This window comes from Paraburkholderia sediminicola (assembly GCF_902859805.1).
In the GTDB taxonomy this organism is placed as follows: Bacteria; Pseudomonadota; Gammaproteobacteria; order Burkholderiales; family Burkholderiaceae; genus Paraburkholderia; species Paraburkholderia sediminicola.
Genome location: NZ_CADIKC010000016.1, coordinates 66,614 through 87,229 on the forward strand (window position 1 = coordinate 66,614; position 20,616 = coordinate 87,229).

Here is a 20,616-nt window from a genome sequence, read left to right on the forward strand (position 1 = left end):
CGGATTTTCGACTCATCAATGGGCGCCCGGTTGATCACAACACAGGCTGCCTCAGAGGATCGGTCGCGCGCCCCGGGAGGGCAGGCGCGCGGGCGGCAGGCGCAAAAAGCGCAAAGCGTGCCGCGTTAGCCGACCACGAACAGCGGTTGACCGTACTCGACCGCCTGGCCGTTCTCGACGAGGATTTCCTTCACCACGCCGGACTTGTCCGACTCGATTTCGTTGAGCAGCTTCATCGCTTCGATGATGCAGATCGTCTGGCCTTCCTTGACCGTGTCGCCCACCTGGACGAACGGATCGGCGCCCGGCGACGGCGCGCGGTAGAACGTGCCGACCATCGGCGAGGTCACCACGTGGCCTTGCGGCGCGACGGCGGCCGGCGTAGCCGGGGCGCCCGCAGCTGCGGCCGGTGCTTCGCCGCCCGGCAGCGGTGCCGGCTGGGCATATTGCGGAGCATACGAAGCGGACGGTTGCACGTAAACCGGCGGCGCATTCTTGACGATGCGGACCTTGCCTTCGCCTTCGGTCACTTCGAGTTCGGAAATACCGGACTCCGAGACGAGGTCGATCAGAGTTTTCAGTTTACGTAGATCCATCAGGAAGCCCCTTTCAATGCGTAAAGTGCCGGCGCGTGCAATCGCAATACCCGGCGCAAATTAGACGTGTTTGGAATCAGCCGCGCGACGAGCCGGCGGACAGCCGGTCGAGCGCGAATTCGAGCGCGTACATGTACCCCTTCCAGCCAAGGCCGCAAATCACGCCTTCAGCCTGGTCGGAGAAATACGAGTGATGCCGGAACGGTTCGCGGCGATGTACGTTCGAGAGATGAATCTCGACGAACGGGATGCCGACCCCCGCCAGTGCGTCCCGAATGGCCACGCTGGTGTGCGTGTACGCGGCGGGATTGATCAGTATGAAATCGGTTTGTTCAGTCCGGGCGGATTGGATGCGATCGACGAGAGCGCCTTCATGATTGCTCTGGAACGACGCGAGTTCGACGCCTGCGTCCGCTGCGCGGTCCGCAAGTGCCTGATCGATCTGCGGCAGCGTTACGCGGCCATAAACCTCCGGTTCCCGTGTGCCGAGAAGGTTGAGGTTGGGGCCGTGCAGTACCAGCAGTCGCGTCATGGTCGCTTCTTTTTCCGTGGAATTGGGCGCACTTTAGCGCTGATTAGAGAAACTTGTCTAGTTTCCTGCGCGTTGGAAACGATCCCGGCGATCTTTCGCCACCTCTCCGGGCGCCCATCTTCTCTCAAATTTGAGCGATTTGCGCGTAATTTCGCGCCTTTTGCCCCGATCTGATCGTCAAAAGAATGTGAAATTTAGAGCGCGTCGAGCGTCTGTTTCAGCGCTTGCGGGTCGATTTGCCCTAATTTTGTCGAGCGGATGTTGCCTTTTGCGTCAATAACGACGGTAAAGGGCAGGCCGCCGGCAGTATTGCCGAACGCGCGCGCGAGGTCGGCGCCGCCGAACCCGGTCACATAGACCGGATAGGCCACTTTCACCTTCTGCAGGAATGCCTGCACGTTTTTATCCGAATCGACGCCAAGTCCTACGAACTGGATTCCTTTCTTCGCATATTCGCGCTGAAGTTGCGAAAGAGCGGGCATTTCCTCGACGCACGGTCCGCACCACGACGCCCAGAAGTTGACGACGATTGGGTGGCCTTTAAGCAAACTTAGCGATTGCGGCTTGCCTTCGACATTCGTGACGGGCGCGGTCCAAAGTTGCTCGACGGCGCTTTGCGTGGAACCGGGCTGCGCCGCGTGGGCGACTTCCGGGTCGCCATTCAGCAAGTGATTGGCCAGCACCCCGCCGCCCGCAGCGGCGATCGCGACAAGCGCGCCTGCCAGAATCCGTGTCGTATTCATTCCAGGTCTAGGTCTGTCTAATTGGTTGAGGAGGTGACGTTGCTGCTGTCGAGCAGCGCCTGAACGGTCTGCTGATTCGCCCGGGCCGTGCGGCCGCGCGCGTCGGCCCGAACCGCGCCGCGCAGGTCGTCCGTTTCGTACAGGGCGACGTGGATGCCGGCCGGCTCCGCATCGCGCCCTTCGTTCGTGGGGCGCCAGAGGAAGCTCAGCGTCTCGACATAGCCGCGCCCGGCGAAATGCCGTGTCTCGGAAACGTCGTACTGGATGTTGGCGTTCAGAAAGTAGATCGCGACTTCTTTCGGGTTGTCGCAGAACACCTGAAGGTGAATATCCGAGTGTTCGCCGGCTGTACCGCCGAGCACCGCGCCGGTCAGATAGGGATTGAACGGCGCAAGCCGCTCCATCCAGTCGATCGCGATGCGGCGCAGCCGCCGCAGCAGCGCCGGCTGGCTGTCACCCTGGAACAGCGACTGATATTCACGGATTTCTTCTTCAATCTGGTCGTTATCCGGCAGCCATTCGCCGGCAACACGGCTCTCGCCGACTACCTGCCGTGCCGCTTTACGCTTGGCCGTTGCGTAGTCCAGACCGTCTTCAGCGATCATCCGGGCAGCGGCGATGGCGATTTCCTCGCGCACGCGCTGCGGATCGAAATGTGATTTGCGAACCATCTCTCAATCATACTAGAGATTGATGACAGCCCTTTCTGGGCGGTTCACGCAGGGCGTTTTGCCGGGGCGGGACGGGCAGCCATCCTGGCGGCCCCGTTCGTAGGGCGATTTGGAGGCGTCGGTTACAATAGCGTCCTTTGCGGACGGTCGTTTCGACCGCTCTTCTGCACTCCCATCCCTCGCAAAATACGCCCGCGCGGCACGACAGGCTTATGCACATCCACATCCTCGGTATCTGCGGCACGTTCATGGGCGGACTCGCGGTCCTCGCGCGCGGCGCGGGCCACACCGTGACGGGCTGCGACGCCGGCGTCTATCCGCCAATGAGCACACAGCTCGAGGCGCAAGGCATTCGTCTGATTGAAGGCTATGACGCCGAGCAGTTGAACGGCCTCAATGCCGACCTGTTTGTGATCGGCAACGTGGTCTCGCGCGGCAACCCGCTGATGGAAGCAATTCTCGATCGCGGCCTGCCGTATGTCTCCGGTCCGCAGTGGCTCGGCGAGCACGTGCTGAATGGCAAGTGGGTGCTGGCGGTGGCCGGCACGCACGGCAAGACCACCACCAGTTCGATGCTGACCTGGCTGCTCGAAGACGCGGGTCTCAATCCGGGCTTCCTGATCGGCGGCGTGCCGTTGAACTTCGGCGTGTCGGCGCGGCTGACCGATTCGAGCTTTTTCGTGATCGAAGCCGACGAGTACGACACGGCCTTCTTCGACAAGCGCTCGAAGTTCGTCCACTACCGGCCGAAAACCGCGGTGCTGAACAACCTCGAGTTCGATCACGCCGACATTTTCCCGGATCTGGCGGCGATCGAAACGCAGTTCCATCACCTGATCCGCACGGTGCCGGGCATCGGCCGTATCGTCACGAACGGTCGTGAAGACGCGCTGGAGCGCGTGCTGACGCGCGGTTGCTGGAGCGAAGTCGAACGGTTCGGCGTGCAAGGCGGCTGGGAAACCCTGCCGGCGGAAGACGGCGTGCCGGTCGACGAACGTTTCGCTGTGTATCACAACAGTGAGCGCGTCGGCGTGGTCGAGTGGCAGGTGCAGGGCGAGCACAACCGCATGAATGCGCTGGCCGCGATCGCCGCCGCGCGCCATGTCGGCGTGCCGCCGGCGCAAGCCGCGAAGTCGCTGGCGAGTTTCCGGAATGTGAAGCGCCGCATGGAAGTGCGCGGCAGCGTCGACGGTGTCACCGTCTACGACGATTTCGCCCACCACCCCACGGCGATCGAAACCACGGTGGCGGGCCTGCGCGCACGCGTCGGCCATGAAAACACGCGAATCCTGGCCGTGCTGGAACCGCGCTCGAACACCATGAAGCTCGGCGTGATGAAGGCGCAACTGCCGGCGAGTCTGGCCGACGCCGACCTCGTGTTCGGCTACGGCGCACCGGCCGGCCGTGACGCGCTCGGCTGGGATCTCGGCGAGGCGCTCGCACCGCTCGGCGGCAAAGCGCAGGCTTTCGACAATCTCGACGCGCTGGTCAAAGCAGTAGTCCACGCAGCGCGCCCCGGCGACCAGATTCTGGTGATGAGCAACGGCGGCTTCGGCGGCGTGCATCAGAAGCTGCTTGAGGCGTTGTCCGCGGCACTTTCCGCACGAGGCGCTTCGTGATCCTTTATCTGCACGGTTTCCGTTCGTCACCCAATTCGTTCAAGGCGCGCGTGCTGGCGGCGCGCCTCGTCGAGCTCGGCCGCAGCGACGAATGGTGCTGTCCGATGCTGCCGGTCTCGCCGTTCGAGACCGTGACGCTCGCCGAATCGCTGGTCGCGGCGGCGAAGCCGAAAGACGTCACGGTGATCGGCAGTTCGCTCGGCGGCTACTTCGCCACACATCTCGCCGAGAAGCACGGCTGGCCGGCGGTGCTGCTGAACCCGGCGGTCGTGCCGCAACGCGATCTGAGCGCCTATCTCGGCGAGCAGCCGCTGTGGCACGGCGGCGGCAGCATCACGGTCGAGCCGCATCATCTGGACGAGCTGCGCGCGCTCGGCGTCGCGGCGATCACGCGGCCCGAACGCTATTATTTGATGGCTGCCACCGGCGACGAAGTGCTCGATTACCGCGAAATGCTCGCGCACTATCCGGGCGCACGCACTACGCTGATCGAAGGGAGTGACCACGCGATCAGCGAATTCGCGCAATACGTCGACGATGTGCTGGCCTTTTGCGATGCCGAAGACGTCGAGCCGCCGGCGCCGCGCGAAGCGGCCTGAAGGCATCGACCCACGATCCTGCAGCGATGCCGTTGCGGATCACCAGAATCATGCCGCCGGCGCGCGCGTATCGCGCCGCGGATCCACTACCACGAACACGTTGCCGTGCCGCGCACGCAGTGACCGATAGCTGAACCCAATCGGGCGCGCCGGCGGATGCAAGTCAGAACGAGAGTATTGAGTGAACGTTTTCTTCGAGGAATCGGGCAGTTTCAAGGCGGGCAGCGTGCTGTCGCGTCAGGGCGATGCTTTTCAGGTCGAGTTGCCGGGCGGCCGGCGCGCCAAGGTGCGCGCGAAAGACGTGCTGATCGAATTCGAAAAGCCGAGCGCGGGCGAGCTGATGCAACAGGCCGAGGCCGCCGCGCAGGACATCGATCTGGACTTCCTGTGGGAATGCGCGCCGGAAGACGAATTTCCGTTTGCCACGCTGGGCGCCGAGTACTTCGGCGAATCGTTTGGTTCGATCGAGCGCGCGGCGCTGGTGTTGCGCATGCACGGCGCACCCGTCTACTTCCGTCGCAAGGGCCGCGGCATGTACCAGCGCGCGCCGCAGGAGCAACTCAAGATGGCGCTCGCCGGGCTTGAGCGCAAGCGTCAGCAGGCGCTGGTGCAGGCCGGTTACGAAGACGAACTGAAGGCAGGCCGTCTGCCGGAAGGCTTCAGCGGCAGCAAGGCGCTGGCTTTGCTCACGAGGCCCGACAAGAACACGATCGAATACAAGGCGCTAGAAGGCGCGGCAGCGGCGCGCGGCATCTCGCAGGCGCGCCTGATGCTCGAATGCGGCGGAATTCCGTCGGCTCGCGCGTTGCATGAGGCGAAATTCCTCTCCGAGTTTTTCCCGCACGGCACCGGTTTTCCGCCGGTCACGGTCGGCACATTGCCGGAAGATCTGCCGGAAGCCGATGTCCAGGCGTTCTCGATCGACGACATCACCACCACTGAAATCGACGATGCCTTCTCCGTCGAGCATCTGGCCGACGGCCGCGTGCGGATCGGCGTGCACATCGCCGCGCCGGCGCTGGGCATTGAACGTGGCGACGAGGTCGATGCGATCGCGCGTACGCGTCTGTCGACGGTCTATATGCCGGGCGACAAGATCACGATGCTGCCGGATAGCGTCGTGGAAGCGTTTACGCTGGCTGAAGGCGGCTTGCGGCCGGCGTTGTCGCTTTACGTGATCATCAATCGCGAGACGCAGGAAATCGTGGCGAGCGAAACGCGCGCCGAGCGCGTGTTCGTGAAGAATAATCTGCGCCACAACACGCTGGATGAACTGGTCACCGAAGAGGCGCTGGCCGCCGGTACCGGCGACTATCCGCACAAGGAAGACATCGCCGTGCTGTGGTCGTTCGCGCAGGCGCTGTTCGAAAAGCGTCAGACCGCGCGCGCCGGTTACGGTCTGCGTCGCGAAGTGCAGCGCAACACCGATTTCAACTTCTACGTGGAAGGCGAGCACATCACGATCACGCCGCGTCGGCGTGGGTCGCCGCTCGACACGATTGTCGCGGAGCTCGCGATTCTCGCCAACTCATCGTGGGGCGCGTTCCTGCACGACCACGGCGTGCCGGGCATCTATCGTTCGCAGCGCGCGTTCGGTGCGCCGACCGGTCCGAAACGCACTCGCATGCAGACCAATGCGGCGCCGCACGAAGGCCTGGGCGTCACGCAATACGCGTGGAGCACCTCGCCGTTGCGCCGCTACGTCGATCTCGTGAACCAGTGGCAGTTGCTCGCCTGCGTGCAGCATGGCGTCACCGCAAAACTGGCCGCGCCGTTCAAGCCTAAGGACGCCGATCTGTTTGCCGTCGTCCAAGGTTTCGACGACACCTACACGGCGTACGCCGATCACCAGCGTCGCATGGAGTACTTCTGGTGCCTGCGCTGGCTGAAGCAGGAGAATCGCAAGCAGGTGGTGGCATCGGTGGTGAAGGGCGATCTCGTGCGTCTGGAAGAGATTCCGCTGCTCCTGCATGTGCCGGGTCTCGGCGTGCACGCACGCGGTACGCGCTTGCAGATGGAAGTGATGTCCATCGACGAACTGACCGTCGAAGCGTCCGTGCGCCTGCTGCACGTGCTCGACGCGCCGACGGTGACGAGCGGCAGCGAAGCTGAAGAAGCCGACGAGGGTGAAGAAGAAATCATCGACGTGGCGGAGGAAAGCGCCGAAGGCGAAGCCGAGGCTCAGGCGGAAGCCGACCTCGACGGCGGCGCGGCCGAACCCGGCGACGCCGAAAACGCCGCCGGCACCAGCGATGCGGCAGCCGATCAGCAGCACGTAGCGGAGCCGGGACGATGAGCGTCAGCGATTCGCACGACCGCTACGCGGTCATCGGCAACCCGGTCGGCCATAGCAAATCGCCGTTCATTCATGGCCGTTTTGCCGCGCAAACCGGCGAGCCGATCGAGTACGGCCACTTGCTCGCGCCGGTCGATGCGTTTGTGCCGCATGTGCGCGCTTTTATCGAAGCTGGCGGCCGCGGCATGAACGTGACGGTGCCATTCAAACTCGACGCGCATGCGTTCGCCAACACCCTTTCGCCGCGAGCGTCAGCAGCGGGCGCGGTAAACACATTGCGGTTCGACGCAAACGGTGTCTACGGCGACAACACGGACGGCTTCGGCCTCGTGCGAGACATCGAGGTGAATCTCGGCGTTTCATTGAAGGGTGCACGGATTTTGCTGCTTGGTGCGGGTGGTGCTGCGCGTGGCGTCGTACTGCCGATGCTGGATCGCTCGCCGCATACGCTGACGATCGTCAACCGTACGGCAGCGAAGGCCGAAGCGCTCGTGGACCAGTTCGCGCAGGCCGCACGCGACGCCGCTTGCCGTCTGACCGGCGGCAGCGCGCGAGCGATCGAAGCAGGGACATACGACGTGATCGTCAACGCGACGGCGGGCAGTCTGGATGCTTCGTTGCCCGAATGCGACGACCGCGCGTTCGGCGCCGGCACGCTCGCCTACGACATGATGTACGGCGCGCATCCGACGGTGTTTATGGAGCACGCGCGGAAGCTGGGCGCACGCGGCGCCGACGGCCTCGGCATGCTGGTCGAGCAGGCGGCCGAATCGTTTTACGTGTGGCGTGGCGTGCGACCTGACGGCGCGCCGGTGCTGGCTGAATTGCGAACGTTGTTGACGGCGCCGCCGCACGCGTAGACCCCCGTTTTAATTTCCAGAATACGCAACTCACCACCACGCACGTTCACCGACTCGAGGACTCCAGTCACGATGAAAGCAACGCGGCGCGCGAGCCGGCCAGGTCCGGTGCGATGGGTGTTTTATCTGGGCGCTGTGGTGGCGATTGCGTGGCTTGCGACGCAGGCGTTTTACTTCGCGCAGATCGCGGTGTGGAATTACACGAATCCCCGGTCGACCGCTTTTATGCGATCGGACGCGTGGCGCTTGTCGCAGGATCGGCCTGATCTGTCGGTGCAACGCACGTGGGTGCCGTACGAACAGATTTCGCACAATCTGAAGCGCGCGATTATCGCTTCCGAAGACGCGAACTTCGTCAACAACAACGGCTACGAGACTGACGCCATTTTGCAGGCGTGGGAGAAGAACAAGGCCAAGGGCAAGATCGTTCGCGGCGGGTCGACGATTACGCAGCAGTTGGCGCGGAATCTTTTTCTATCTCGTGAGAAGAGTTATATCCGCAAGGGTCAGGAACTGATCATCACGTGGATGCTTGAGACCCTGATGGACAAGCAGCGGATCTTTGAGATTTATCTCAACTCCGTTGAATGGGGCAATGGGGTTTATGGCGCGGAGGCGGCCGCGCATTATTACTACAAGACTTCTGCGGCCAAATTGACCGCCGGGCAGTCGGCGCGGCTTGCTGTGATGCTGCCGCAGCCGAAGTATTTTGATGAGCACAGGGGCTCAGCGTATCTGGCTCAGAGGTCGCGCGTGATTGCGCGGAGGATGGGGGCTGCTGAGTTGCCAGATTGACGGTTTTTTTTGCCTGTGCGGCGCTTGTTGTTCGTGTTCTCTGGTCTTGGTGCTTTTCCTTGTTTTGTTAGTGGTCTATTAGCGTTGCCCCTGTGCGGGGCGGCACCTACTTTTCTTTGCCTGCCGCAAAGAAAAGTAGGCAAAAGAAAGCGGCTCAAACCACTAATGCTAATTGGGCACCGTAGCTTGCAGCGGGTAGTGGTGCATCTGGAATCTGTGTTCTCCCGCATTCGGCGCCAGTGACAAGGGCGTCATACTTCCGGCGACGCTGCGCGCGCCGAAGAGTACTTCTTAAAACCTCCCTCTACGTTTCAATTCCTAAGCCTCGTCGACGGGCCGTGACTCGTCATTGCGCCGCCATCACCATCTCGATTCCGATTCCGATTCCGATTCCGATTCCGCTTGCAACGCCAACGCCAACGCCCACGCCCACGCCAACGCCCACGCCAACGCCCACGCCCACGCCCACGCCCACGCCCACGCCCACGGCAACGGCAACGGCAACGGCAACGGCAACGGCAACGGCAACGGCAACGGCAACGGCAACGGCAACGGCAACGGCAACGGCAACGGCAACGGCAACGGCAACGGCAACGGCAGATGCGAACGCGACCGTGGCTGGGATGGGGGCGGGGTGAAGCGAGGAGGAGCGGTGATTCAGCACACCGACATATCGTTTAAAGAGGGCGTTCCGGGCTGAATGCAGAGGCGCGTCGCCGAGGCGAAGCCGACGGCCCCGCAAACCTCAACCGAAGCCCGTGGTTTCCCCTGCAGACCCGTCCGCGACGCACGCAGTGCGGAGTGGGAGCTGATGACACCTTTGTCACTAACGCGGAATGTGCGAGAACACGGATTCCAGTCGCACCACTACCCGCAGCAGACCACGGGCCCCACTTAGCATTAGCGGTTTGAGCCGCTTTCTTTTGCCTACTTTTCTTTGCGGCAAGCAAAGAAAAGTAGGTGCCGCCCCGCACAGGGGCAACGCTAATAGACCACTAACAAAGCAAGGAAAGGCACGAAAGCCAGAACAAGGAAAGGCCAAAGCCCCAGGAACACTGACGAACAAGCGCCCAGCAAGCAACAAGCTCAAGAAAACCCCCCGCCGCAGGCAAACCACCCAACAAGCCCCCGGCAAGCCAAAATCCCATTATATGAATCAAACATTCACATATTGGAGATTTCCAAAAAACCGCCCTACAATCCAACCCAACACGCACCGTGAGCAAAAAAGCCCACGACCAGCGACAGCAAGAAAAAAACCGGAGACAAAGCCAAACCATGCCAAAGCCCCAAAGGCAGCAACCGCATGCCCGCGCCAGTGGCAACACACGCACCGCGAGCAAATCAGGCCTCCTCTCCGGCCCCGCGCTGTAAGCGCAAAAAACTACCTGAAAGCGAATCGCCATGAACAAAGCGATGCCCACTCACGCCGTAAGCGCGTCTGACGCCGATCTGGCGCCGCAGGCCGATCACGCTTCCAGCGCCGCGCCGCGGCAGGCTGCCAACGCTGCGAAGGTTTCACGCGCCAGCGTCCAGCATCCGCCCGTGGTCGACGAAATCGCCTTGCCGAGCACGTTGCTCGACATCACGCCGCAACAAGCCGGCACGCAAACCCTGCTGCGCGGTCTGGCGATTCTGGAAGCCGCCGCCGCCGGCGTGCGCGATCTGCGCACCTTCGGCGCCGCGCTCGGCACGACGCGCAGCACCACGCATCGGCTGGTGAGCAGCCTCGTGCAGGCGCGCTATCTGCGGCAAGTGCAAGGCGGCTATCTGCTCGGCCCGAAGCTGATCGAACTCGGCACCATCGCGCTCGAACAGATGCCGCTCACGACCGTGGCCCGGCAGCATCTCGAATCGCTCGCCGAGCAAACGCTCGACACGATCCACCTCGGCGTGCGCGATGGCGACGACGTGCTGTACATCGACAAGATCCCCGGCACCCGTGGCCTCGAAATGCGCTCGCGCGTCGGCCACCGGATGCCGCTGGCGTCGACGGGGATCGGCAAGGCCATGATGCTCGACCTCACGCCGGACGTCTGGCAGTCGCTCTTCGAAGCATCGCGGCGCGCGCTTGCCGGCGTCAGTTTCAAGCCGGATAACCGCCCCGATGCGCAGACCTTCATGCAACGCATGACCAACTACGCCGCCGGCGGCTACACCTTCGACCTCGAAGAAAACGAAGCGTCGATTCGTTGCGTCGCGGCGCCGGTGCGCGATGCATCGGGCGCAGTCGTGGCGGCGCTGTCGGTAGCGAGCACGATTCCGTATATGTCGCTCGAACGCATGGATGAACTGATTCCGGTCGTGCAGCGCGAAGCGCGTGCGATCTCGGAAGAACTCGGCTGGCGTGCCCCGCAACCGGCAACCCGCAGGATCAAACGATGAAGCGAGCGGGTTCTCACACGCAAGCGGCCAATCCGGTGCACGCCGCCGCGGTCTCCGACGCTACCTTCCAGGACGCAGCGCTCATTGCGCTCGACTGGGGCACGACGTCGCTGCGCGCGTATCTGTATGACGCGGCCGGCGAGGTACTGGCGACGCGGGCATCGACGGCCGGCATTATGAATTTGCCGCGTAGCGCCGAGCAAGGCGGCTTCGACGCCGCCTTCGAGGAAGCGTGCGGTGCCTGGCTTGAACAGGCGCCCGCCGTGTCGGTGATCGCAGCCGGTATGGTCGGCAGCGCGCAAGGCTGGCTCGAAGCACCGTATGTCGACGCGCCGGCGAATGCGGATGCGCTGGTGGCCGGCATCGTCCGTGTGAAAGCCGCGTGCGGCGTGACGCTGCATATCGTGCCTGGCGTCCTGCAGCGCGGCGAGTTGCCCAACGTCATGCGCGGCGAAGAAACCCAGATTTTCGGCGCGCTGGGGCAGGACACGGGTGCAGCGGACAGCAGTAAGCGCGCACTGATCGGCTTGCCTGGCACACACGCGAAATGGGCTGTCGTGCAGGCGGGCCGCATCGAACGTTTTCATACCTTCATGACCGGTGAAGTGTTCGCGGCATTGCGCGAGCACACCATCCTCGGCCGCACGATGGTCACGCCGGATCGTCCGGATACCGCTTCGTTTCTGCATGGCGTGAACATCGCGCGCGATAAAGGTCAGGCGGGCGTGCTGGCCACGGTATTCAGCTCCCGCACGCTCGGGCTCACCGGACAACTTTCGCGCGAACAGCAGCCGGACTATCTGTCGGGTTTGCTGATCGGGCACGAACTGGCGGGTCTCGAAGCCGCGCTGGCGCAACAGCAAAGTTCGCTCGCCGGACAGCATCTGCGTCTGATCGGCAATGAAGCGCTGTGCGAGCGCTATCGCGTAGCACTCGTGCAATTCGGTTGCACGCACGCGGAGCTGGTGAAGCACGCCACCGAGCGCGGCTTGTGGCGCGTCGCCACCCAGGCGGGGCTCGTCAAGCCCACGCCGCAAGCGGCGCACGCCGGCTAACCGGCCGCGCCGCCGCTCACGAAACAAGGAACCGACATGCAACCTCACATCAATCTGCCCGCCCCATACATGCCGCACGCGGGGTTGATCGCGGCGTTCGAGATTTGCCCGCTGATCGCGATCATGCGCGGCGTGACGCCCGCCGATGCCGCTGAGCACGCTCAGGCGCTGTACGAAGCCGGCTTTCGCATCGTCGAAGTGCCGTTGAATTCGCCGCAGCCGTTCGACAGCATCGCGGCGATCCGCAAGGTGTTGCCGGCGGATGCGATCGTGGGCGCTGGCACGGTGCTGCATCCGAGTTTCGTCAACGACGTGAAGTCGGCAGGTGGCGAGTTGATCGTGATGCCGCATAGCGACCCTGAGGTCGTCGGCGCCGCGAAAGCGCAAGGCATGGCCTGCGCGCCGGGTGTGGCGACACCGAACGAAGCCTTTATCGCACTGAAAAACGGCGCGGATGTGCTGAAGATGTTTCCTGCCGAACAACTCGGCTGCCAGGTCGTGAAGGCGTGGCGCGCGGTGATCGCGGCAGAAGTGCCACTGGTGCCGGTTGGTGGGATCACGCCGGACAACATGGGTCCGTTCCTTAGCGTCGGCGCGAATGGCTTCGGCCTCGGCTCGGCGCTGTACAAGCCGGGACAGAGCGCAGCGGTGACCGCTTCGCACGCGAAGGCGTTCATCAACGGCTTGCGCATCGCCCGTGCAGGCGCGAAGAAATGAAGCGGCTTGCCGACAAAGTTACGTTGATCACCGGCGCCGGTCGCGGCATCGGCGCGGCGATCGCGTTTGCATTTGCGCGTGAGGGTGCTGCGGTCGTACTGGCTGAACTCGATATCGAAACCGCGCGGCAGACGGCGGAACAGATCAAGGCGCAAACCGGCGCACGCGTGCTGGCGGTGCAGACGGATGTGACGCAATCGGCCTCGGTTCAGCACGCGGTGAGCGAGGCCGAGCAGGCGTTCGGCGCGGTCGATGTACTGGTCAACAACGCCGGCATCAACGTGTTCTGCGACCCGCTGACGATGAGCGACGACGACTGGCGCCGTTGCTTCGCGGTCGATCTCGACGGCGTCTGGAATGGGTGTCGCGCGGTGTTGCCTGGCATGGTGGAACGCGGCGCGGGCAGCATCGTGAATATCGCATCGACGCATGCATTCAAGATTATTCCGGGGTGTTTCCCGTATCCGGTGGCGAAGCATGGCGTGATCGGCTTGACGCGCGCACTCGGCATTGAATACGCGCCGCGCAATGTGCGGGTCAACGCAATCGCGCCGGGTTACATCGAAACGCAATTGACGCACGACTGGTGGAACGAACAAGCCGATCCAGCCGCCGCGAAACAGGCGACGCTCGCTCTGCAACCGATGAAGCGCATCGGTCGCCCGGAAGAAGTGGCGATGACGGCGGTGTTTCTTGCCTCGGATGAGGCGCCGTTCATCAACGCCACCTGCATCACCGTGGATGGCGGCCGCTCGGCGGTGTATCACGACTGAACGTAGTGGGGCAGCAGGAAAAAAGCAGCAAGGTTTCACCGGACGACGCGCTGGCCGCGTGTGTCACACCCGGTACAAGAAGACGCGGCCGATACCTTCTCGTTATCAATTAGTCAGGAGACACGCATTATGAAACGAAGAATTTTCCTCACGCTGGCAGCAGCGGCGACGGGTGTGCTCTTCAACGCACCGGTGGCGCAAGCCGCGGATCCGGTCAAGATCGGCTTCCTCGTGAAGCAGCCGGAAGAACCGTGGTTCCAGGACGAATGGAAGTTCGCCGAAATTGCCGCCAAGGAGAAGGGTTTCACGCTGGTGAAGATCGGCGCGCCGTCGGGCGAGAAGGTGATGAGCGCTATCGACAACCTGTCGGCACAGAAGGCACAAGGCTTTGTGATCTGCACGCCTGACGTCAAGCTCGGACCGGGCATCGTCGCCAAGGCGAAGGCCGACGGCCTGAAGATGATGACGGTGGACGACCGTCTCGTCGACGGCGCGGGCAAGCCGATCGCATCGGTGCCGCATATGGGCATCTCGGCGTACAACATCGGCAAGCAGGTGGGCGATGGGCTGGCCGCGGAAATCAAGAAGCGCGGCTGGGACATGAAGGACGTCGGCGCGATCGACGTGACCTACGAACAGCTGCCGACCGCGCATGACCGCACGAGCGGCGCGACCGACGCGCTGGTCGCCGCCGGCTTCCCGAAGGCGAACATTATTGCCGCGCCGCAAGCGAAGACCGACACGGAAAACGCGTTCAACGCCGCCAACATCGCGCTGACGAAGAACCCGAACTTCAAGCACTGGGTGGCTTACGCGCTGAACGACGAAGGCGTGCTCGGCGCGGTGCGCGCAGCGGAAGGCCGCGGCTTCAAGGCGGACAACATGATCGGTATCGGCATCGGCGGTTCGGACTCGGCATTGAACGAGTTCAAGAAGCCGACCCCGACGGGCTTCTACGGCACGGTCATCATCAGCCCGAAGCGTCACGGCGAAGAAACCTCGACGCTGATGTACGACTGGATCACGCAAGGCAAGGAACCGCCCGCGCTCACGCTGACGACCGGCATGCTGGCTACGCGTGACAACGTTGCCGATGTGCGCCAGAAGATGGGCCTCGCGGCAAATTGAGCGGCTGTAGCGTAGTCAAATGAAGTGAACTGCCGGTGCGTCGTTTCTCCAAGGATTGGGCGCACCGGCAGCAGCAATACAAGATCAGCAGTTGAGACAGACCGTGTTTGCCGGCGGCGTGACTGCCTCGCAAAACACGCACGGTTCACACGAAGTAAAAGGAGGCGAAGTGTCAGCGACGCTACGTTTTGACAATATCGGCAAAGTCTTTCCAGGCGTGCGCGCGCTCGACGGTGTGTCCTTCGACGTCAACGTCGGCCAGGTGCACGGCCTGATGGGCGAAAACGGCGCAGGGAAATCGACCCTGCTGAAGATTCTCGGTGGTGAATACCAGCCCGATTCGGGCCGCGTGATGATCGACGGCAATGAGGTCCGCTTCACGAGCGCGGCTTCGTCGATCGCAGCGGGGATCGCGGTGATTCACCAGGAACTGCAATACGTGCCCGATCTGACGGTCGCGGAAAACCTGCTGCTGGGCCAGTTGCCGAACTCGCTCGGCTGGGTCAACAAGCGCGAGGCCAAACGCTTCGTGCGCGAACGCCTCGAAGCGATGGGCGTGGCGCTGGATCCGAACGCGAAGCTGCGCAAGCTTTCGATCGCGCAACGGCAGATGGTCGAAATCTGCAAGGCGCTGCTGCGCAATGCACGCGTGATTGCACTGGATGAGCCGACCAGCTCGCTGTCGCATCGCGAGACCGAAGTGCTGTTCAAACTGGTGCGCGATCTGCGTGCCGACAACCGCGCGATGATCTACATCTCGCACCGCATGGACGAGATCTACGAGCTGTGCGACGCCTGCACGATCTTCCGCGACGGCCGCAAGATTGCTTCGCATCCGACGCTCGAAGGCGTGAAGCGCGACACCATCGTGAGCGAAATGGTCGGACGGGAAATCGCCGACATTTATAACTACTCGGCACGGCCGCTCGGCGAAGTGCGCTTCGCGGCGAAAGCGATCGAAGGGCATGCGCTTGCGCAGCCGGCTAGCTTCGAAGTGCGGCGCGGCGAGATCGTCGGTTTCTTCGGTCTGGTGGGCGCGGGACGCAGCGAACTGATGCATCTGGTGTACGGCGCCGATCACAAGAAAGCCGGCGAAATCGTGCTCGACGGCAAGCCGATCAAGGTGCGCAGCGCGGGTGAGGCGATTAAGCACGGCATCGTGCTGTGTCCGGAAGACCGCAAGGAAGAGGGCATCGTCGCGATGGCGACCGTGTCGGAGAACATCAATATCAGTTGCCGCCGTCACTATCTGCGTGCGGGGATGTTTCTCGATCGCAAGAAGGAAGCGGAAACCGCCGACCGTTTTATCAAGCTGCTGAAGATCAAGACGCCGAGCCGTCGTCAGAAGATCCGTTTTCTGTCGGGCGGCAACCAGCAGAAGGCGATTCTGTCGCGCTGGCTGGCCGAACCCGATCTGAAGGTGGTGATTCTCGACGAGCCGACGCGCGGGATCGACGTCGGCGCGAAGCATGAGATCTATAACGTCATTTATCAGCTCGCCGAACGCGGCTGCGCGATTGTGATGATTTCGTCGGAATTGCCGGAAGTGCTCGGCGTGTCCGACCGGATCGTCGTGATGCGCCAGGGTCGGATTTCCGGCGAGCTGGCGCGTAAGGACGCAACGGAACAATCCGTGTTGGGCCTCGCCTTGCCGCAAAGCTCGACAGCGCTGCCCGGAACCGCAGCCACCGAGCAAGCGGCCTGAACATTATTTGGACGAAAGTCCGGCAACCCGTGGGGAACGGGAGGAGTCTTCAACATGCAAGCCAGAGAAAACCTCGCGCAACAAGCCGCAAAAAGTGCGGCCGAAGCGCTGATTCCGCAAGGCAACGACAAGGCGAAATGGTGGCAGCAGATCACCGAGTACAGCCTGATCCTGATCTTCATCGTGATGTTCATCACGATGTCGCTGACGGTCGACCACTTCTTCTCGATCGAGAACATGCTCGGTCTCGCCCTGTCGATTTCGCAGATCGGCATGGTCGCGTGCACGATGATGTTCTGTCTGGCCTCGCGCGATTTCGACTTGTCGGTGGGGTCGACGGTCGCGTTCGCCGGTGTGCTGTGCGCGATGGTGCTGAATGCGACCGGTAACACCTTCATCGCGATCATCGCGGCGGTGGCGGCGGGTGCGGTGATCGGCTTCGTCAACGGCGCCGTGATCGCCTATCTGCGCATCAACGCGCTGATCACAACGCTCGCAACGATGGAAATCGTGCGCGGTCTCGGCTTTATCGTGTCGCACGGGCAGGCCGTGGGCGTGTCGTCAGATACGTTTATCGCGCTGGGCGGCTTGAGCTTCTTCGGCGTGTCGCTGCCGATCTGGGTCACGCTGCTGTGCTTCATCGTGTTCGGCGTGATGCTCAATCAGACCGTGTACGGCCGTAATACGCTGGCAATCGGCGGTAATCCGGAAGCTTCGCGTCTTGCCGGTATCAATGTCGAACGCACGCGCGTTTATATCTTCCTGATTCAAGGCGCCGTCACCGCGCTGGCCGGTGTGATTCTGGCTTCGCGGATTACGTCGGGTCAGCCGAATGCGGCGGAAGGCTTCGAGTTGAACGTGATTTCGGCGTGCGTGTTGGGCGGCGTGTCGCTGCTCGGCGGTCGCGCGACGATCTCCGGTGTCGTGATCGGCGTGCTGATCATGGGTACGGTTGAGAACGTGATGAATCTGATGAACATCGACGCGTTCTATCAGTACCTCGTGCGCGGCGCGATCCTGCTCGCCGCTGTGTTGCTCGACCAGTTGAAGAACCGCGGCTCGCGGGATTAAACCCGGGACTAAACCCGCAGCTCACCCAACTTGCTCTAAAAGGAATCGAACGATGTCGTCTCCGGCCAATGCAAACGACCGTCTCGCGGACAACGCGTTTGCCCGCTATCCGAGTCTCGTCGACCGAACGGTGTTGATCACGGGCGGCGCGACCGGTATCGGCGCATCGTTCGTCGAACATTTTGCGGCGCAGGGTGCGCGCGTCGCGTTCTTCGATATCGACGCGACTGCGGGCGAAGCGCTCGCCGACGAACTCGGCGATTCGAAACACAAGCCGTTGTTTCTGCCCTGCGATCTGACCGACATCGACGCGCTGCAAAAAGCGATCGCCGATGTGAAGGCTGCACTCGGTCCGATTCAGGTGCTGGTGAACAACGCCGCGAACGACAAACGCCACGCGATTGGCGACGTGACGCGCGAGTTTTTCGACGCGGGCATCGCGGTGAATATCCGTCACCAGTTCTTCGCAGCGCAGGCAGTGATGGAGGATATGAAAGCCGCCAACGCGGGTTCGATCATCAACCTGGGCTCGATCAGCTGGATGCTGAAGAACGGCGGCTATCCGGTGTATGTGATGTCGAAATCGGCGGTGCAAGGTCTGACCCGTGGTCTCGCGCGCGATCTCGGTCACTTCAATATCCGCGTCAATACGCTGGTGCCGGGCTGGGTGATGACGGAAAAGCAGAAACGTTTATGGCTCGACGATGCGGGCCGTCGCTCGATCAAGGAAGGCCAGTGCATCGACGCTGAACTGCAACCGGCCGATCTGGCCCGTATGGCGTTGTTCCTCGCCGCCGATGACAGCAGGATGATCACCGCGCAGGACATCGTCGTCGACGGAGGCTGGGCGTGAGTGCGGGCGTGTCTGCACATAGCGCGGCGCTGCTGCTCGATACGAAATGCACGCTCGGCGAGGGCGCGACGTGGTGCGCGAGGACCGGCCGCTTTTACTGGAACGACATCGAAGGCGCGCGGCTGTGGCGCTACGATCCGCGCGACGGAGGCAGCACATTCTGGAGCATGCCCGAGCGTCTCGGGAGTTTTGCGTTGTGCGCCGATCCGCGCTATCTGCTGCTCGGATTGGCGACGCACTTGGCGTTCTTCGATCTGACAACCGGCGAGACGCAGCGTATCGTCGATGTCGAACCTGGCTTGAACACGCGCGTGAACGACGGCCGCTGCGATCGGCAGGGTCGTTTCGTATTCGGGACAAAAGATGAAGGCTCGCCTCTGCAGGCGATCGCCGGCTTCTATCGTCTGAATCACGATTTGTCGCTGGAGCGTTTGCCGTTGCCCGCACCGGCGATCTCGAACAGCATCGCGTTCAGTCCCGACGGCGCGACGATGTACTACGGTGATTCGCCGACGCGTGAAATTCGCGTCTGCGACTATCGCGAGGACGGCAGCGTTGGCAACGACCGCGTTTTTACGACGCTAACGGACGCGACCGGCGAGCCCGACGGTTCGACCGTCGACCGCGACGGTGGCGTGTGGAATGCGCAATGGGGCGGCAGGCGCGTGGTGCGGTATGGCCCCGATGGCGTGGAAACCGAGCGTGTCGACGTGCCGACTGCGCAGCCGAGTTGCGTCGCGTTTGGCGGCCCCGTAAGAGGACTTCCTGCAGGGCCTGTACAACTGGACTCGCTGTACATCACGAGTGCGCGTATCGATCTCGATGCCGCGGCGCTCGCGGGCGATTCTCATGCGGGCGGCGTGTTTGTCGCAACACCCGGACGACAAGGTTTGCCCGAGCCGGTGTTCCAGGGCGCGCCTACATAGCGCAGAATGACGCAGCCTCAGTTGCCAGGCAGAGTGCGGTCGAGCAGTGATTTTGGAACTGAATCAGTCGTTGATGTCGCAAACCAAGTGCCAGCAAATCGGCAGTAGATCGGCAGCATGCAGTTCGGACCCTGAGGCGACCTGTGCAAAAAAAGTCGCCCAACAGCATCCGTCAGCAATGACGGCAATGTCCCACGCCTCTCGATGGAGCCAGATATGACTGTTGCGAATCCTGTTTCCGCCTCTTCTCAGAGCCGGCGCGCGCGACTCAACGCGGCGGCCAATCCGGTGCTTCCGGGTCCCAGTACTTCTGCAGTTGCGGTCGGTGAGGCGAGCGGCGGCGAGCTCGCGTGCATCACGCTCGCCAATGCGCATTTGCGCCTCGACGTCGCGCCGACGCTCGGCGGCGGCGTCACCCGTTTCGACTGGCGTAATGACGGCGCACTGACGCCGATTTTCCGGCGCTGCCGTCACGTCGCCTCGGATACCCAGCCGAACCAGCTGGCCTGCTATCCGTTGCTGCCGTATTCGAATCGCATCGGCGGTGGTCATTTCAATGTGGCGGGGCGGCGCGTCGAGGTGCCGCAAAATCGCGCCGACGAAGCCTTGCCGATTCACGGCGACGGTTGGCTCTCCGCCTGGCAGGTCGCGGAGTCGGATCGCGAAAATGTCCGTCTCACGCTCGATCGCCTCGACGGCAAACCGTACGCATTCCGCGCGACGCAAACCTATACGCTGGACGGTCCCACGCTCGTCATCACGCTGGACATTGAGAATGCCGGCCGCGAGGCGCTGCCTTTCGGGCTTGGGGTGCATCCATTTTTTGTGCGTGATGCGGATACCGAACTGTCGGCGGCGGCCGGCGGCCTGTGGCTTTCCGGCGACGACTGGTTGCCGGTGCGCCACGTGCCGGCGCCGCCCGCGTGGCAATTCGGCGTGGCGTATCCGTTGCCGGAAACCATCGTCAATCACGCGTTCACGGGCTGGAGCGGACAGGCAGCGGTGGTGTGGCCGAAGCGGCGACTGTCGCTGAATATCGCCGCCGACACCGACTACTACGTGCTGTACACGCCGCCGCGCGAAGACTTCTTCTGCTTCGAACCGGTCGACCATCCGATCAATGCGATGAATCTGGCGGGCGGCGCATGCGAAAACGGGATGACGATGCTTGCGCGCGGCGAACGGCTCACGCGCACGTTCCGCTTTACCGTCGAACGTACAGGCTTGCGCTCGATGCCGGGCGCGCGTGGTTCGCGCCGGCGGCAGTAAGGTAAGGGGCGAGCAGGGCGGAG

General features: G+C 62.9%; 20 protein-coding genes. 16 read left to right on the forward strand and 4 right to left on the reverse strand.

Annotation, left to right across the window (positions count from 1 at the left end):
- Positions 1–125 precede the first annotated feature (125 nt).
- The 4 genes from accB to R8871_RS34905 form a co-directional block, all read right to left on the reverse strand.
- Positions 126–596 carry an acetyl-CoA carboxylase biotin carboxyl carrier protein gene (gene accB / locus R8871_RS34890; protein WP_175054476.1) on the reverse strand — a complete coding sequence of 157 codons (471 nt, stop codon included), beginning with the start codon at positions 594–596 and terminating at the stop codon, positions 126–128.
- A 76-nt stretch (positions 597–672) separates the two neighbouring features.
- Positions 673–1,128 carry a type II 3-dehydroquinate dehydratase gene (gene aroQ, locus R8871_RS34895; protein WP_093645199.1) on the reverse strand — a complete coding sequence of 152 codons (456 nt, stop codon included), beginning with the start codon at positions 1,126–1,128 and terminating at the stop codon, positions 673–675.
- Between the two features lie 194 nt (positions 1,129–1,322).
- A complete protein-coding gene (locus R8871_RS34900; protein WP_175054477.1) occupies positions 1,323–1,871 on the reverse strand; it encodes a TlpA family protein disulfide reductase in 549 nt (182 codons plus the stop codon).
- A gap of 17 nt (positions 1,872–1,888) precedes the next feature.
- Complete coding sequence (locus R8871_RS34905) at positions 1,889–2,542, reverse strand: UDP-N-acetylmuramate--alanine ligase (RefSeq protein ID WP_175054478.1); 654 nt, start codon at positions 2,540–2,542, stop codon at positions 1,889–1,891.
- Positions 2,543–2,754: 212 nt separating this feature from the next.
- Here R8871_RS34905 and mpl point away from each other — a divergent pair, with 212 nt between their 5' ends.
- The 16 genes from mpl to R8871_RS34985 all read left to right on the forward strand — a co-directional run bounded on the left by mpl (position 2,755) and on the right by R8871_RS34985 (position 20,593).
- Positions 2,755–4,161 carry a UDP-N-acetylmuramate:L-alanyl-gamma-D-glutamyl-meso-diaminopimelate ligase gene (mpl, locus tag R8871_RS34910; protein ID WP_175054479.1) on the forward strand — a complete coding sequence of 469 codons (1,407 nt, stop codon included), beginning with the start codon at positions 2,755–2,757 and terminating at the stop codon, positions 4,159–4,161.
- Positions 4,158–4,760, forward strand: coding sequence for a YqiA/YcfP family alpha/beta fold hydrolase (locus tag R8871_RS34915; RefSeq protein ID WP_175054480.1), 603 nt, complete (start codon positions 4,158–4,160; stop codon positions 4,758–4,760). Before mpl ends, R8871_RS34915 begins: the two co-directional genes overlap by 4 nt.
- Positions 4,761–4,941: 181 nt before the next feature.
- On the forward strand, positions 4,942–7,056 hold the full coding sequence (locus R8871_RS34920) for a ribonuclease catalytic domain-containing protein (protein WP_175054481.1): 2,115 nt from the start codon (positions 4,942–4,944) through the stop codon (positions 7,054–7,056).
- Positions 7,053–7,916 (forward strand): shikimate dehydrogenase, encoded by an 864-nt coding sequence (gene aroE, locus R8871_RS34925; RefSeq protein WP_175054482.1) that lies wholly within the window; start codon positions 7,053–7,055, stop codon positions 7,914–7,916. Before R8871_RS34920 ends, aroE begins: the two co-directional genes overlap by 4 nt.
- Before the next feature lie 72 nt (positions 7,917–7,988).
- The gene (gene mtgA / locus R8871_RS34930) at positions 7,989–8,711 is read left to right on the forward strand and encodes a monofunctional biosynthetic peptidoglycan transglycosylase (RefSeq protein ID WP_175054483.1); all 723 of its coding nucleotides are present in this window, start codon (positions 7,989–7,991) and stop codon (positions 8,709–8,711) included.
- A 349-nt stretch (positions 8,712–9,060) separates the two neighbouring features.
- A complete protein-coding gene (locus R8871_RS34935) occupies positions 9,061–9,411 on the forward strand; it encodes a hypothetical protein (protein ID WP_175054484.1) in 351 nt (116 codons plus the stop codon).
- Positions 9,412–10,115: 704 nt separating this feature from the next.
- Positions 10,116–11,096 (forward strand): IclR family transcriptional regulator, encoded by a 981-nt coding sequence (locus R8871_RS34940; RefSeq protein ID WP_175054485.1) that lies wholly within the window; start codon positions 10,116–10,118, stop codon positions 11,094–11,096.
- The gene (locus tag R8871_RS34945) at positions 11,093–12,151 is read left to right on the forward strand and encodes a 2-dehydro-3-deoxygalactonokinase (protein ID WP_175054486.1); all 1,059 of its coding nucleotides are present in this window, start codon (positions 11,093–11,095) and stop codon (positions 12,149–12,151) included. The genes R8871_RS34940 and R8871_RS34945 overlap by 4 nt, the downstream gene beginning before the upstream one ends.
- 36 nt (positions 12,152–12,187) lie before the next feature.
- Complete coding sequence (locus R8871_RS34950) at positions 12,188–12,868, forward strand: 2-dehydro-3-deoxy-6-phosphogalactonate aldolase (protein WP_175054487.1); 681 nt, start codon at positions 12,188–12,190, stop codon at positions 12,866–12,868.
- Positions 12,865–13,641 (forward strand): SDR family oxidoreductase, encoded by a 777-nt coding sequence (locus tag R8871_RS34955; protein WP_175054488.1) that lies wholly within the window; start codon positions 12,865–12,867, stop codon positions 13,639–13,641. Before R8871_RS34950 ends, R8871_RS34955 begins: the two co-directional genes overlap by 4 nt.
- A 129-nt stretch (positions 13,642–13,770) precedes the next feature.
- Positions 13,771–14,769: an arabinose ABC transporter substrate-binding protein gene (locus R8871_RS34960; protein WP_175054489.1), complete on the forward strand. Its 999-nt coding sequence runs from the start codon at positions 13,771–13,773 to the stop codon at positions 14,767–14,769.
- Positions 14,770–14,938: 169 nt separating this feature from the next.
- Complete coding sequence (gene araG / locus R8871_RS34965) at positions 14,939–16,474, forward strand: L-arabinose ABC transporter ATP-binding protein AraG (RefSeq protein WP_175054490.1); 1,536 nt, start codon at positions 14,939–14,941, stop codon at positions 16,472–16,474.
- Between the two features lie 54 nt (positions 16,475–16,528).
- Positions 16,529–17,545 carry an L-arabinose ABC transporter permease AraH gene (gene araH, locus R8871_RS34970; RefSeq protein WP_054034524.1) on the forward strand — a complete coding sequence of 339 codons (1,017 nt, stop codon included), beginning with the start codon at positions 16,529–16,531 and terminating at the stop codon, positions 17,543–17,545.
- Positions 17,546–17,597: 52 nt separating this feature from the next.
- Positions 17,598–18,398 carry an SDR family NAD(P)-dependent oxidoreductase gene (locus R8871_RS34975; RefSeq protein WP_175054491.1) on the forward strand — a complete coding sequence of 267 codons (801 nt, stop codon included), beginning with the start codon at positions 17,598–17,600 and terminating at the stop codon, positions 18,396–18,398.
- 8 nt (positions 18,399–18,406) lie between these two features.
- Positions 18,407–19,324 (forward strand): SMP-30/gluconolactonase/LRE family protein, encoded by a 918-nt coding sequence (locus R8871_RS34980; protein ID WP_407673247.1) that lies wholly within the window; start codon positions 18,407–18,409, stop codon positions 19,322–19,324.
- Positions 19,325–19,540: 216 nt separating this feature from the next.
- Positions 19,541–20,593: an aldose 1-epimerase gene (locus tag R8871_RS34985; protein WP_175054493.1), complete on the forward strand. Its 1,053-nt coding sequence runs from the start codon at positions 19,541–19,543 to the stop codon at positions 20,591–20,593.
- Positions 20,594–20,616 lie beyond the last annotated feature (23 nt).